The sequence below is a fragment of the Acinetobacter sp. GSS19 genome (assembly GCF_028621895.1).
In the GTDB taxonomy this organism is placed as follows: domain Bacteria; phylum Pseudomonadota; class Gammaproteobacteria; order Pseudomonadales; family Moraxellaceae; genus Acinetobacter.
In genome coordinates, this window is sequence record NZ_CP117520.1 from 373,081 (window position 1) to 387,081 (window position 14,001).

Sequence of the window (14,001 nt, forward strand, 5' to 3'; positions counted from 1 at the left end):
ACCAAAAATACGGTTTTTTTTAGGGGTATCCCTTGAAGAACCGAAGTTTAGTTTGTATTATGGCGGCTCGTTACGGTGAGATGGGTGAGTGGCTGAAACCACGTCCCTGCTAAGGACGCATACGGGCAACTGTATCGAGGGTTCGAATCCCTCTCTCACCGCCACGTTTACTTACGTGAAGCGCTCATAGCTCAGCTGGATAGAGCACTTGGCTACGAACTAAGGGGTCGGGAGTTCGAATCTCTCTGAGCGCACCAAGTAAGTTAAACGAAAACGAAACACAAGTATATGCGCTCATAGCTCAGCTGGATAGAGCACTTGGCTACGAACTAAGGGGTCGGGAGTTCGAATCTCTCTGAGCGCACCAACTTGAATAAGAAACCGCTTTATAGCGGTTTTTTTGTGCCTGAAATTTTCTAATAAATTCATTTGCATCTTCGTAAGAAAGCTTGTTTTTTAGCTGTTCTTATTCATCAAAACTGTACCAGTCTTCAGTATTTTTACTGCTTGAATATAAAACAGTGGGCTGAAAAACAAGATTTTCTGCAAAGTAGAACAATATCTAAACGTTTGGTTGCAGTTCAATGAAAAAAACCTCATCTTTCGATAAAAACTGCGTATAATGCAACGCATCAGGTACGCGCTCATAGCTCAGCTGGATAGAGCACTTGGCTACGAACTAAGGGGTCGGGAGTTCGAATCTCTCTGAGCGCACCAACTTGAATAAGAAACCGCTTTATAGCGGTTTTTTTGTGCCTGAAATTTCCCCAATCTTCTCCCTTTACCCCTCTTGAAATAAATCCGTCTATTATTTTTCAAGACTATCTGAATATGCTCTAATAGCGGCGATTATACGACCAACCGAATTTTCGTTATGACAGATCAACAACCTGCCTTGGCGCTACGTTATCAGCTCAATCTGGAAGAATCACAAGATGGTTTTGCGCTAGCAGCCTTTGGTAAAAAACAATTCACCCGTTTTATGACCCCGCTGATCAGCATCGGGATTATGCTGTGGGGTATTTATTTGGGATTCGCTGGAGTCGGGCGTTATTATGTTGCGCTCGGGGCATTCTTTCTGGTTTTACAGGCGGTGATGCGCTACTGGTTTTTACCGATGGTCTTCAAGCGCCAGTTTGTCAAATATCAGCTCGGGAAAAGCGAACAGGGGATTGAACTGTTCCAGGATCATGTTGAACTCTACGTCAATGGACGCAAACAGGTATTTGCTTATAGCGCCGTTCGCCATTTTGCCAGCAGCGACTTGACTTATATGATCGAGTTTAATAACCGTATGGTGGTGATTGTGCCAAAGCGTGCTTTTGCCAATGCAGCCGACCAGAGTTTATTTGAAAACACCTTTAAAAAATAAGGAAGATTGTGATGAGCATTCCATCAAAGATTGTCTGTGTTGGTCGCAGTTATGCAGATCATGCCAAAGAGTTGGGTAATGCTGTTCCTGACCGTCCAGTTCTGTTTATCAAGCCACCGAGCAGTTTGGTGAGTCTGGAGCAGGGAATCGCATGGAATCGGGCTCTCGGGGATTGCCATTATGAGTGTGAGTTGAGCTTGCGTATCGATCAGCCATTAAAAGCAGAAACAGATCCATCTCAAGCCTTGCAGGCGGTGGGTGCGGTGACTTTGGGGCTGGATTTAACCTTGCGTGATCTACAAAATGAATTAAAAGCCAAAGGTCAGCCTTGGGAGCGTGCCAAAGCTTTTGATGGCTCATGTCTGCTCGGAAGCTGGGTGGAGGTAAGCGAAATCCAGGACTGGAAAGCAGTAAGCTATCAGTTACAGGTTAATGACGAAATCCGTCAAAAAGGTAATACAGCCTTACTGATTTTTGAGATTGGTGCTTTGATTGCAGAAATCAGTCAGAGTTTCTCTCTACAGCCGGGCGATGTGATTATGACTGGCACACCTGCTGGTGTTGCAGCGTTGCATTCAGGCGATCAGTTGACCATGACCTTGAATGGCACAACGCAGGATTTTGTCTGGACGACCTTTGTAAAATAATTTTTTATCGTATGACCTAGGATCACCCGCTGATCCTAGGCTCGAAATTATTTTTGTTCAAAAATACGTGCGAGTGGAATAGACAGCTTCGCTGCCAGATAATCATCCGTTTCGATCAGAGCCTGGCCGATCCGGCAGATCCATCTGTCATCCGCATGCAGATTGCCGATATCCTTGCGTAAAGGCAGCGGATACGGCAGGGCACTATAAAAACTCCAGAAATCGACCTGAGCCAGATTGCGAACCAAAACATATTCGTCATTATCGGTACGCTTGATCAGATTTTGCTGTTCCAGCATCAGCACATAAGTGGGCCAGTGCCCCATCTCACCGCGACCCAGAATATTCAGGGCTTCTTCATCACTGACACTCGCACCGATCTGCTGTTTGCGATAGAACAGTTCCAAAATATCCAACAGCATGAGTACTGGATGTCGTAATCTTTCTTTGCTGGTATGAAAGGCTGTGAGTGCATAGCTGATTTCGACGCCGAGCAGGACGATATTCCACGACAGATAAATCCAGAGTAGGAAAATCGGCACGGCAGCAAAGGCACCATAGACAATTTCATAGCTGGTAAAATTGGCCATGATCAAGCTAAACAGATTTTTTAACAGCTCAAATACCACAGCACTGAATAGACCCGCAACTGCTGCGGCTGAGATCGGGACACTGCGATTAGGAATGGTCCAGTACAGAATAAAAAAACCGATGACCGTGAGAGCAAATGAAATGATCCATAAGATAAATGCTCCATCCACTTCATAACCTGCAAAATTATTGCTCAGGATATTCATGGAAGCGACGGTAGAGGAAAGCGCAAAGGCACTGCCTAAGACAATCGGTCCTAAGGAAATAATGGTCCAGTAACGCATGAAACCCATAATCCCACCGCGGGTTTCTTTGACCCGCCAGATGCGATTAAAAGCACCTTCTACACTGATCAGCATCAGTACCGTAGTGATAAACAGAAACAGCACCCCGATGGCGGTCAAATTGCTGGATTTTTCTGTAAAGGCATTCAGTGCCTTATCAAATGCGATGGTACTTTTGGGTAGGAAATGACTATAGATTAATTGTTGTAATTGTTGCCGTGCCGGTTCTAAGGCCTTAATTGAAGAAATGATCACCAAGAATACCGTGAGCATCGGCACTACAGCAAACAGCGTAGTGTAGGTTAAAGAGCCTGCCTGTTCCCGGCAGCGATCTGCTTCGAAACGACGAATAACAAAGACCACAAACTGAAACCAGGTTTCTTGATAAAAAGGCAGTTTCTTTAATAAATGCATCATCGGCACGGATCTCAATTTTTTGATGTTCTTGCGGTGATTTATTATTAGCTTAGCCAAAAAGTAAGAGAAATACCGTATAGTTTTTCTTTTTAACCAAATTTTTTAAATAATATGCAAGCATATGTCCTTGTGCTGTACTACAGCAAATATGGTTCTACCCGGGAAATGGCACATCTCATCGCAAATGGCGTGGAGGCGGCGGGTGTCTTGGTAAAAATCCGTACAGTGCCTCATGTTTTCCCTTCAATCAAGGAAGCAGAACCAAGTATCCCAGAGCAAGGGGATATTTATTGTACTTTGGATGATCTAGCCAATTGTGCAGGTTTGGCGCTCGGTTCACCAACACGCTTCGGCAATATGGCGGCAGAAATGAAATATTTCTGGGATCAGACGACTAGCCTCTGGCTGAATGGTGCACTGCATAATAAACCGGCCTGCATTTTTACGTCCTCTGGGGCTATGCATGGTGGTCAGGAAATGACTTTGTTTAGTATGTTACCGCCCTTGTTCCATCACGGCATGTTTATCATGGGTTTACCGAATGCCCATCCAGCGCTATCAAATACGCAAAGTGGGGGAACGCCGTATGGGGCTAGTCACGTCAGCGGGCCACGTCATGAGCTCAGCCTGAGTCAGGATGAAAAAGCTCTTTGTGAAGCACAAGGCAAGCGCTTGGGTGAGTTAGTGAAAAAACTGTCCAGTTAAAAGCAATCAAAGAGCACCTTAAGGTGCTCTTTGAGTAATATCTCAAAACATTCAAGATGTGTCGAAAGACAGAAGTTTGTTACGTCAGTTTATTGGGTTGGGCCTTTGTAGCCTGTCAAGAGTAAGCCATAGGAACTGCCTTCATCTTTATGGCTGACTTTCACTGGTAAGTAGTCCAGTTCAGGTGCAAGCCAGAAGATCGTATTGCGTTGTGGATCACTGTGCTGAATTTTAACTTTAATGGTATTAAATGTTCCATAACGTGTTTTTATGCTTTCATGACCTTCTTGGGTAAAATGACGTATATCTGCTGCTTTGGCATCTGCGATCGGATAGGTTGACTTTAAACCTGAAGCTTTCAGATCCTCACGAATTTGCAGCTCAGCATTTAATTCATCCAGAACACCGGATTTCCAAGCAAAAGAACGAGCTTTATTATTTTTTTTGGTGGTTATTAAATGTTCTTCAGGGCGAAAATCAATCGTTAATGTGTCATTACGCAATAAGACTTTGCTGCTACGTTTAAAGTCATTAGAAATGATTTTACCTTCGTTAAAGCTAAAACGGCTGCTTTCAGTCGCTGAGGCAAGCCCCCCAGCTCTGGCACTAAAAACATAATTCCACTGATTGCCACTTTTGCTGAGCGTACGCGTGGCGGAACCTAGGTTTTTACCATTATAAGAAAACTGATAACTGGCTTGGAATGGACTCATGGCGAGTGCGTGGCCCGTCATGCTGGTTAACAAGACAGTAGTCGTAAATCCCAACACCAGACGCATGTTTTTAACAAGTGAAATCGCCATTAGTGGATCAGTCCTAAGTAAAGAAATGTTTGAAATAATTGTAACGCGTGGCTGTGCTTTAAATCATGGAGAAATCCACATAATCATGTGAAAACTGTATAAATCCTGTAGAGCCACGCAAGTCTTTTATTTTTGCTGAATCGGAGACACTTGACTATCTCGGAGATCAAAGGAATCCGTGTCAGAAGCCATATTACTCATTTTGTTGAGGAGGGCAGCCAGATTTACATTTCCCAGAATAACTAACTCTGTTTCGCGTAATCGGGCATGGTTAATATGTACCTTGCCTAAGGTTTCGATCACAGAGCGGCTTTTTCCCATCCAGCGATTCAAATCCAGATATAACAACTCATCCTGAGCCCGTACGATCTGGTATTTTTCCAGGATTTTCCCTAAGGGGTCTTCTTTTAAGATTTTTTGATAAAAGAAGATTGCTGCATAAAAGCCAACTTTCTGGAACCAGTTTTTAAAGCGTGCTTCCACCACTTGAGTTTCACTGATCTGTTCAAAGACGACCAGTTGGACACGTTGGTTGAGTTCCATCTGAATCAGCTTTAAGTCTACGGACAGTGTGGTATGTAGACCTTTGACTTCAAGCGTTGCATACAGTCTTAACCAGTCTTCATGCAAATCTGCATGTAAGTCTTGTAAAATTCTGACGTTATCCGTGACGTAGCGCTTAAAGGTGGCATTCAGGAAGACTTGCGATAAAGCAAACTCGCGCTCCTCTTCAATAAATTCTTCCGCCCGTTGATACACTTGGCGAAGACGTTTAGAGAAATTGGAAATCAGCGTTTGCATATACAGGAGCTTCCAGAAAAACAGATCAAATTCAATATGAATGCCCATCTTGGCGAATGCAAAAAAAAAATCAAGTATTCTTCCGGATGGATTGTGCATGACATCACATTTTGCTGTGGATTCTTTGATGCCGTAGAGAAACTGCCGAAATACAATGCTATTCAGAGAGGGTATATATTTTTTATTATACTGTTTTCGCAATTTGGGGATGGACATTTTTTGTCAGCAGAATGCCATGGTAAAAAAAGCATTGTTTAAATCCAGTTTCACTGCATTTTGGTGGAAAGATCCGATATTTGTCGGTGCCGTGACATTTGCTGTGATTTTGCATGCCCTGATCTTGGCCATTCAATTTGCAATGCCTGAACCGTCAGAGGCGGCGAGCAAGGATATTGCGATCACGTTGCGTCCAAGTGCGGATAAAGTTCAGGAGGCCGATTTCCTTGCCCAAGCGGATCAGCAGGGCGCGGGAAAATTTCAAGAAGCTCATCGCATGTCGAGTGATATGTCTGTGCCAATGCAGGATCAGACCAATGGTGAGCAGCCTAACGAAACTTTAGAATCGATGCAGCAACAACGTGAGCTTAAATTCGAGGAAAAAGTGCTCATGACAGTGTTGAGCTGGCAAAAACAGGCCGAAGAAAAGCAGCGTAAAAAAGCCCTCGAAGAGTTACAAAGTCAGTTCCAGGCGAAAGCAGCCATGGTGGCGAGTCTGGAAGCGCAGTATTTACAACGACAGCAAAATTTTAGTCGACAGCAAAAAATTAAAACCGTCGATGGTATTCAGGCGAAACAGGATGCTTCAGCGGCCTATCTCGACAAGTTTCGACAAAAGGTGGAGTTGTATGGCAACCGCTATTATCCGGAACAAGCCAAACAGCAGCGCTTATCTGGTGAAGTCCGTTTGATGGTGGCACTCAATTCACAGGGTGGAATCCGTGCGATCACTCTGCTGGAAAGTTCAGGTCATCCTATTCTGGATGAAGCAGCAAAAGCTTCTGTGCGTAAGGGTGCACCTTTTGGACGTTTTGATGCCAACATGCGCGAGATTTCCGAGCTGAGAATTATCCGGACCTGGCGTTTTGATCCTGCAGAAGCAGAATTTGAAGTTCATTAATTCATTCTTTTCTTGATCATAAAAAAGCGAGCTCCAGGCTCGCTTTTTTGATGCTTATTCATCGCGTTCAGTATAGGGATTACTGACGCCTAATTTGGCCATAATCTCGATTTCTAACGCTTCCATTTCTTCAGCATCGGCTTCTGAAGTTTCATGATCATAACCGAGTAAATGCAAGGTACCATGCACCAGCATATGGGTGAAATGATCGAGCGGCTGTTTCGCCTGTTCCTCTGCTTCACACAGAACAACCGGGATGCAGATCACCAGGTCACCGAGCGGTAAAGCTTCCAGCATCGGAAGCACTTCCTCCGGAACTTCACTGGGGAAAGATAAAACGTTGGTTGGTTTGTCTTTTTCACGGTATTGCAGGTTGAGCTGTTGGCTTTCAGCAAGATCAACACAGGCAATGCCCATTTCACAATCACTGTCCATGTGTACATGACGCAAGGTGGTTTCCAGGACTTTTTTCAGGGCACCACGTTTTACTTCCAGAGCAGGACTTTTAAAGTCCTGCTGTAAAGACAGACTCAGTTTCAAAAATACACCTTTTTATTCGTTATGCTGCTGGTCTGCAGCAGCATTATGTTCAGCCATTAAGGCTTCTTGACGGGCCTTACGTTCGGCACGTGCTTCAGCACTTAAACGCTGCTGTTCACTATCCCAGCCTTCATAGGCCTCGACAATTTTCTGCACTAACTGGTGACGTACGACATCACGCGAGTGGAAGCGGGTAATGTGAATTTCCTTGATCGGCTCCAATACGCGTAAGGCATGTGCCAAACCTGATTGCTGGCCACGCGGCAAGTCGACCTGGGTAATATCCCCGGTAATGACAGCACGTGAACCAAAGCCTAAACGGGTGAGGAACATTTTCATCTGTTCGGGCGTGGTATTTTGTGCTTCATCCAGAATCACAAAAGAGTGGTTCAAGGTACGACCACGCATATAGGCAAGAGGAGCAACTTCAATGATTTGGCGTTCAATCATTTTGGCGACTTTTTCAAAGCCGAGCATCTCATACAGCGCATCATACAGCGGACGCAGATAAGGGTCGATCTTCTGGGTCAGATCACCCGGCAGGAAGCCAAGTTTTTCACCGGCTTCGACAGCAGGACGAACCAATAGAATGCGCTGAATTTCATTGCGCTCCAGCATATCGACGGCTGCGGCAACGGCCAGATAGGTTTTCCCTGTTCCTGCCGGACCAATACCAAAGGAAATGTCGCTTTGCAGGATACGCTGCACATAACGTTTCTGGTTGGCACCACGCGGGTTAATCCGTCCTTTGCGGGTTTGCAGCCAGACATTATCCAGACCGGTATGTTCCTGATCTGGATCGTCCAACAGCTCGCGTTCGGTCTGACTGCCCTGAATCATGAGGTGCAACTGATCGGCTGTGATTTGCCTAGGAGGTTCGGATTCCTCGAACAGCCGATGCAACAAGGCTTCGGCACGTTCTACTGCATCAATATCGCCATCGATAAAAAAGGCGTCTCCACGTTGGGTAATCTGAACATTTAAACGCTGTTCGATCTGTTTCAGATGGCCGTTATAAGCACCCAACATGCTTTGTAAACGATCCATCGAAATCCCGGTAAAAGTTACTGTACGTCGAATCGCTGCAGTCAAGAGAAATCCTTATGAAGTTAGCTTGTCGCCTTACATTACGCCACGTCTGGCTCTAGATTCAAGAGTTCTCCGTAAACTAAATTCAGCGTTTTAATTTCGGTAATCTCAATCTCGGCAAAACGTCCAACCCAAGCAGCGTCCCCAATAAAAGTTACTAAACGGGTGTTGTCTGCAGTGCCGACGAGCAAATTCGGATCTTTTTCTGAAACGTTCTCGACCAGAACGCGCTGGATGGTGCCGAGCATGGCATCTGTTTTATCAATGCTCGATTGCTTGATGACCTGCTGAACTTGAGCCAAACGTTCTTTTTTCACTTCTTCTGGCGTGTCATCTGGTAATTCTGCAGCAGGGGTGCCAGGACGCTTTGAGTAGACGAAGCTATAAGAGTGGTCAAAATCCAAGTCTTTAATAAACTGTAAGGTTTCAGCAAAGAGCTCATCCGTTTCACCCGGGAAACCGATAATGAAATCACTTGATAAATGCATATCTGGGCGTACTTGACGCAGTTTAGCAATCTTGTCGATATACACATCAATGGTATGGTTGCGCTTCATTGCCTGTAACACGGCATTCGAACCGCTTTGTACAGGTAAGTGCAGATGTGACACCATCTGTGGCAAGTCACGGTAGCACTGGATCAGCTCATCAGAGAATTCGAGTGGGTGCGAGGTGGTGTAGCGAATTCGACCGATACCCGGAATTTCTGCAACTAAACGTAACAATTCAGGGAAGGTGCAAATGCCGCCTTCAAAGGTTTCACCACGATAGCCATTGACGTTTTGACCTAACAGGCTGACTTCACGTACGCCTTTTTCGGCTAGAGTCGCGATCTCTGCAAGGACATCATCAAGTGGACGTGAGACCTCTTCACCCCGTGTATAAGGTACAACACAGAATGAACAATATTTGGAACAACCTTCCATAATTGAAACAAAGGCCTTATAACCTTCGACACGAGGTTCTGGCAGAAAGTCAAATTTTTCAATATCCGGGAAGGAAATATCAACGAGTTTGATTTTTTCTTTTTTCGGTAATTCAACCTGCTCTTGGTGCTGATCCAGCATCTGTGGTAAACGGTGCAGGGTTTGTGGGCCAAAAACCATATCGACATAAGGCGCGCGTTTCTGAATATTGTCGCCTTCTTGTGAGGCCACGCAACCGCCGACGCCAATAATCAGCTCCGGATTTTTTTCTTTCAGTTTGCGCCAGCGACCGAGTTCGCTGAATACTTTTTCTTGTGCTTTCTCACGAATAGAACAGGTGTTCATCAGCAGAATATCGGCATCACTTGGATCTGTGGTTAATACATAACCATGAGAGTCGCCAAGCAGATCCGCCATACGGTGACTGTCATACTCATTCATCTGACACCCTTGCGTCTCAATGTACAGTTTTTTGACTGTGCCTTGAGAAGAAGTGTGCGCAGGCTGGTGGACAGTGTTTTCTGAGGCAGCGTTGGCAGCAGTGGGGATGAAGGTTTGAACCGTCATGTAGGCTCCTAAAACGGATAAACATGGCAATGCCGAGACACGTCCATGGGAGGGATCAAAAAATGAGAGCACTATTTTAGCAGCATTTAGCGTTAAACTTATAAAAATCTGTCCGGCTTAGCATGTTGATTTTTTAATAAAAAATATTTGAAAATTAATCCCTTTTAGTCATAAGGTTACATAAGACAACAATACTGTTGTTTTGGAATAACTAAAATATCCATCAAGGGTGGATAGGTAGCAGGCAGAGGGCGGCATGAGGTTCAATAAAATCAGTGATTTATTCCTTCGTACGAAGAGGGTTAATCACCCGGTGCTGATGGCTGTCTGTACTTTGGTCATCGCCGGTCAAACAGCTCACGCGGCTGAACAACAGTTTAACGATGCTTTACGTGCAGCCAGTAATGCTGATCTGGTTCTGCTGGATGAGTATCAGCTCGCAATGCAAAATGATGTATTGGGCTATTATCCCGAATACTGGAAACTGAACAGTAACCTTGCCTTCCAGCCTGCTACAAATATTGTTTCTTTTGCCCAGCGCTACCCGCAATCTGCCATGGCTGAAAAACTGGCTGCTGACTATGTAGAAGAAAAAGTTAAACAAGCGGATTTTACTAGCGCACAGCCGGTCTTGAGCTATGTCACCAATCCAGACCAGGCGGAAAGCTGTGCAGTGGCACAGGTCCGTGCCAAATCAGGTGATGCCTTGGTTTTTGCTGAATACAAAGATATCTGGCTAAAGACCGATAGCCAACCGGAATCCTGTACCGGTCTCGGACGTATGATGCTATCGAGTCCATTACTCACGGCTCAGGATCGACAACAACGTCTTTGGGGACAACTGCGTGCTGGACAGAGTGGTCAGGCGATTGCAACAGCACAAACCATTGGAATGAACCTCTCACTGGCACAATTCAACCAGATCCAGCTCGACCCACAGAATTATCTCTGGTCAGCCAGTAAAAAGACCGCAGAGGACTATGCTTATCTGATTTTTGCGTTAGGTCGTCTGGCAGACAGTGACCTGAATACGGCCTTGGCTGCTGTTCCGCGTGCTGCCCAGGATACGCCAGTTGAAATCCAGAAATATTTATACCGTACGGTCGCCTATATCGGGGGAACTACGGTCATGAAAAATAATTTTAACCGTGCCGTGTTAAATGCCTTTGATGCCAGCTATGGTTTGGTCTTTAGTCCTGAAGAGGCGGAAATCTATGCACGTCAAGCCATCCGTTTTAGTGCTTGGGAAGGCCTGATTCGTGCCATTAATGCGATGAGTGTAAATCAGCGGCAGGAAGACCGTTGGCAATACTGGTTGGCCCGAGCATCCGAACAACGTGGAGATGCGAATGCAAAACGTGTTGCGCAAGAGATTTATCAGCGCCTGGCTCAGGGAGATGATTACCATAACCTGTTGGCTAAAGACAAAATCGGTCAGCGCTATAACAGTATTCCTACCGATGACCAGCCGAGTCGGCGTGATCTGCAGCGCTTAGCACAAGATATTCATTTTAACCGTGCCTTCACTTTGCGCAGCATCAATGCACCAGATAGTTATATTAACCGGGAGTGGAACTGGGCGGTACGCCAGGCTTATCTCAAGCATGATGATGGCTTATTGTTAGCTGCAGCAAAACAGGCAACGGACATGGGATGGTACGACCGGGCCATTTATGCAGCGGATCGTACTGTCAACAAACCCAGTTATAACTATCGTTATTTGATGCCACACCGCGATACTGTAGTGAACCATAGCCGCAATACCAACCTAGATCCTGCTTGGGCTTACGGCTTGATGCGTCAGGAAAGCCGCTTTGTGACCAGTGCCCGATCTCATGTGGGCGCCGGTGGCTTAATGCAAATTATGCCTGACACTGCAAAGCTGGTTGCACGGCAAATGGGCGAAACCTACACACCTGCGGCCTTAAGTGACCTGAATACCAATATCCGTTATGGCACTTTCTATCTGTCGATGATTCATAATCAGCTGAATGCCAATCCGGTACTGGCGACAGCTGGTTATAATGCAGGACCGAACCGCGCACGCCGTTGGCAATCAGAAGTGCAACCACTTTCTGCAGATCAATATACGGAAACGATTCCTTTGCTCGAGACGCGGGACTACGTCAAGCACGTGATGACCAACGCTACGCATTACGGCATTTTGTTGGGGCAGGGAGCACAATCTATCGGTCAGCGCATGCAGGTGATTCCGATGCGGATGACGCCATAATTATTGTCACGGTTGCGATTGATGTCTTGGGTTGAGATGAAAAATAAAAGCACCATGCAGACTAGCTTGATTTTTCTTAGTTCTCTTGTGGGGAGTGGACTGGCATTATGCTTGGGTTCGAATGTGCAGGCTGCACCGTTGCAAGGCTATGTGATGCAGGTACAAATGACGCCTGCAGTTTGTACTTTGGATCCGGCACGTAAAAAACAGCGCAAGTGTCTGGAGGGTTATTCCCTTACTATTACAGGTTTGTTGCCTGAAATTTCCGAAAAAGACTGTTCGACCCGTTCATCCGCAAATTTGTCACCCTTACAGGCCAAAGTTGTTGCACGGGTGATGCCGGATGAAAACGCCCGGGTTCAGTTATGGCGTAGTATTGGGGGATGTGTTCCGATGAATGCAAGCCAATATTTCCGTACCATCATCAATCTGGCTGAGCGTTTAAAAGTTCCAGCAGAATTAAGCAGTGCTGAGACGCGAAGTATGTCTGCTACACGCTTAAAACAACAATTTTTACGTTTGAATTCAGGTTTACCCGCCGGGGCGTTACGTTTTAATTGCCAATCTAGCGGGGGGAATGCTGTACTCACCAATATTCAGGTTTGCTATACAGTTGGTGGTCAGTATAAACAATGCTCAACTCAGCTGACTTCCAGCTGTCCGGCCAGCTTCCTGATTAAAGGTATTTATTAAGCCTTTTTCCAATTTTCATTTATATTTTCTATCAGACTTTTGTTGAAATACATGTGCTTTTGGGTGCAGGCAGTCAAGCTTTGGAGTACAATCTTTCGCGTTTATGATTATTAGGTTAAATAGAACAGCTATTTAATCGCATTGACTATCCTCAATTGGAGATAATTACATGAAGCAACCTGTTCGCGTTGCCGTTACTGGCGCTGCTGGTCAAATTGGTTACAGCCTACTATTCCGTATTGCCAGCGGTGAAATGCTAGGTAAAGACCAGCCAGTTATTTTGCAATTGTTAGAAGTTCCTTTTGAGAAAGCTCAAGCTGCGCTTAAAGGCGTAATGATGGAACTTGATGACTGTGCTTTCCCATTATTGGCAGGCATGATCGGTACTGATGATCCGAAAGTTGCATTCAAAGATGCTGACTACGCGTTATTGGTTGGTTCACGTCCACGTGGTCCTGGTATGGAACGTGCTGACCTATTAAAAGTAAACGGTGAAATCTTCATCGGTCAAGGTCAAGCGCTTAACGAAGTAGCGAGCCGTGACGTTAAAGTTCTTGTTGTAGGTAACCCTGCGAACACCAATGCTTACATCGCAATGAAATCTGCTCCAGATCTTCCAGCGAAAAACTTCACAGCAATGTTACGTCTTGACCACAACCGTGCGTTGACTCAACTTGCTCAAAAAGCGGGTGTTGCGGTTTCTGACATCAAAAACATGACTGTTTGGGGTAACCACTCTCCAACAATGTATGCTGATTACCGTTTTGCCAATGTAAACGGCGAAAGCTTGAAAGACAAAATCAACGATGCAGCATGGAACAAAGACGTATTCCTTCCTACAGTTGGTAAACGTGGTGCTGCGATCATTGAAGCACGTGGTCTTTCTTCTGCCGCTTCTGCTGCAAACGCTGCAATTGACCATATGCGTGACTGGGCGCTTGGCACAAACGGCGAATGGGTAACGATGGGTATTCCTTCAGACGGTTCTTATGGTATCCCTGAAGGCGTAATGTTCGGTTTCCCTGTAACTTGCGAAAATGGCGAATACAAGATCGTTCAAGGTCTTGAAATCGACGAATTCAGCCGTGAGCGTATCAACTTCACGCTGAACGAGCTAGAAGAAGAACGTGCAGCAATCGCTGACATGGTTAAATAATTTAATCTTTTAGATTAGATTGAAAGAGCACTCCACTTGGGGTGCTTTTTTTATGGTATT

At 45.5% G+C, this 14,001-nt stretch carries 13 protein-coding genes and 4 tRNA genes; 11 read left to right on the forward strand and 6 right to left on the reverse strand.

Going from position 1 to position 14,001, the window contains the following annotated elements; translation table 11 throughout:
* The first annotated feature begins 74 nt into the window (after positions 1-74).
* The 6 genes from PGW99_RS01885 (at position 75) to PGW99_RS01910 (ending at position 2,019) form a co-directional block, all read left to right on the forward strand.
* Positions 75-164 (forward strand) — tRNA-Ser (locus tag PGW99_RS01885).
* Positions 165-180: 16 nt separating this feature from the next.
* Positions 181-257 (forward strand) — tRNA-Arg (locus PGW99_RS01890).
* Between the two features lie 33 nt (positions 258-290).
* Positions 291-367, forward strand: a tRNA-Arg gene (locus PGW99_RS01895).
* A 273-nt stretch (positions 368-640) separates the two neighbouring features.
* Positions 641-717: transfer RNA gene (locus PGW99_RS01900), tRNA-Arg, on the forward strand.
* Between the two features lie 157 nt (positions 718-874).
* The gene (locus tag PGW99_RS01905) at positions 875-1,372 is read left to right on the forward strand and encodes a YcxB family protein (RefSeq protein ID WP_273778410.1); all 498 of its coding nucleotides are present in this window, start codon (positions 875-877) and stop codon (positions 1,370-1,372) included.
* Between the two features lie 8 nt (positions 1,373-1,380).
* A complete protein-coding gene (locus PGW99_RS01910) occupies positions 1,381-2,019 on the forward strand; it encodes a fumarylacetoacetate hydrolase family protein (protein ID WP_273778411.1) in 639 nt (212 codons plus the stop codon).
* Positions 2,020-2,066: 47 nt separating this feature from the next.
* On the opposite strand, the gene PGW99_RS01915 is transcribed toward PGW99_RS01910, so the two are convergent.
* Positions 2,067-3,311 carry a YihY family inner membrane protein gene (locus PGW99_RS01915; RefSeq protein ID WP_273778412.1) on the reverse strand — a complete coding sequence of 415 codons (1,245 nt, stop codon included), beginning with the start codon at positions 3,309-3,311 and terminating at the stop codon, positions 2,067-2,069.
* A 111-nt stretch (positions 3,312-3,422) separates the two neighbouring features.
* On the opposite strand from PGW99_RS01915, the gene wrbA reads away from it, so the two are divergent.
* A complete protein-coding gene (gene wrbA / locus PGW99_RS01920; protein WP_273778413.1) occupies positions 3,423-4,016 on the forward strand; it encodes an NAD(P)H:quinone oxidoreductase in 594 nt (197 codons plus the stop codon).
* Between the two features lie 89 nt (positions 4,017-4,105).
* Here the strand turns inward: wrbA and PGW99_RS01925 are convergent, their stop codons facing one another.
* Positions 4,106-4,819, reverse strand: a complete 714-nt coding sequence (locus PGW99_RS01925; protein WP_273778414.1) for a DUF3108 domain-containing protein — start codon at positions 4,817-4,819, stop codon at positions 4,106-4,108.
* Positions 4,820-4,945: 126 nt separating this feature from the next.
* The gene (locus PGW99_RS01930) at positions 4,946-5,620 is read right to left on the reverse strand and encodes a hypothetical protein (protein ID WP_273779399.1); all 675 of its coding nucleotides are present in this window, start codon (positions 5,618-5,620) and stop codon (positions 4,946-4,948) included.
* A gap of 235 nt (positions 5,621-5,855) precedes the next feature.
* Between PGW99_RS01930 and PGW99_RS01935 the strand changes: the two genes are divergently transcribed.
* Complete coding sequence (locus tag PGW99_RS01935) at positions 5,856-6,737, forward strand: energy transducer TonB (RefSeq protein WP_273778416.1); 882 nt, start codon at positions 5,856-5,858, stop codon at positions 6,735-6,737.
* Between the two features lie 54 nt (positions 6,738-6,791).
* Here PGW99_RS01935 and ybeY read toward each other — a convergent pair whose 3' ends face one another.
* From ybeY to miaB, 3 genes are read right to left on the reverse strand one after another with little or no spacing between them, the layout of a single operon-like run.
* Entirely contained in the window at positions 6,792-7,277 is a 486-nt protein-coding gene (ybeY, locus tag PGW99_RS01940) for an rRNA maturation RNase YbeY (protein WP_273778417.1), read from the reverse strand.
* A 12-nt stretch (positions 7,278-7,289) separates the two neighbouring features.
* Positions 7,290-8,369 carry a PhoH family protein gene (locus PGW99_RS01945; protein ID WP_273778419.1) on the reverse strand — a complete coding sequence of 360 codons (1,080 nt, stop codon included), beginning with the start codon at positions 8,367-8,369 and terminating at the stop codon, positions 7,290-7,292.
* A 35-nt stretch (positions 8,370-8,404) separates the two neighbouring features.
* Positions 8,405-9,859, reverse strand: a complete 1,455-nt coding sequence (gene miaB / locus PGW99_RS01950; RefSeq protein WP_273778420.1) for a tRNA (N6-isopentenyl adenosine(37)-C2)-methylthiotransferase MiaB — start codon at positions 9,857-9,859, stop codon at positions 8,405-8,407.
* Positions 9,860-10,178: 319 nt separating this feature from the next.
* Between miaB and PGW99_RS01955 the strand changes: the two genes are divergently transcribed.
* From PGW99_RS01955 to PGW99_RS01965, 3 genes are all read left to right on the forward strand, one after another.
* The gene (locus PGW99_RS01955) at positions 10,179-12,092 is read left to right on the forward strand and encodes a lytic transglycosylase domain-containing protein (RefSeq protein WP_273779401.1); all 1,914 of its coding nucleotides are present in this window, start codon (positions 10,179-10,181) and stop codon (positions 12,090-12,092) included.
* A 36-nt stretch (positions 12,093-12,128) separates the two neighbouring features.
* Positions 12,129-12,785 carry a ribonuclease T2 family protein gene (locus PGW99_RS01960; protein WP_443098216.1) on the forward strand — a complete coding sequence of 219 codons (657 nt, stop codon included), beginning with the start codon at positions 12,129-12,131 and terminating at the stop codon, positions 12,783-12,785.
* A 169-nt stretch (positions 12,786-12,954) separates the two neighbouring features.
* The gene (locus PGW99_RS01965; RefSeq protein ID WP_273778422.1) at positions 12,955-13,941 is read left to right on the forward strand and encodes a malate dehydrogenase; all 987 of its coding nucleotides are present in this window, start codon (positions 12,955-12,957) and stop codon (positions 13,939-13,941) included.
* Positions 13,942-14,001: the final 60 nt, after the last annotated feature.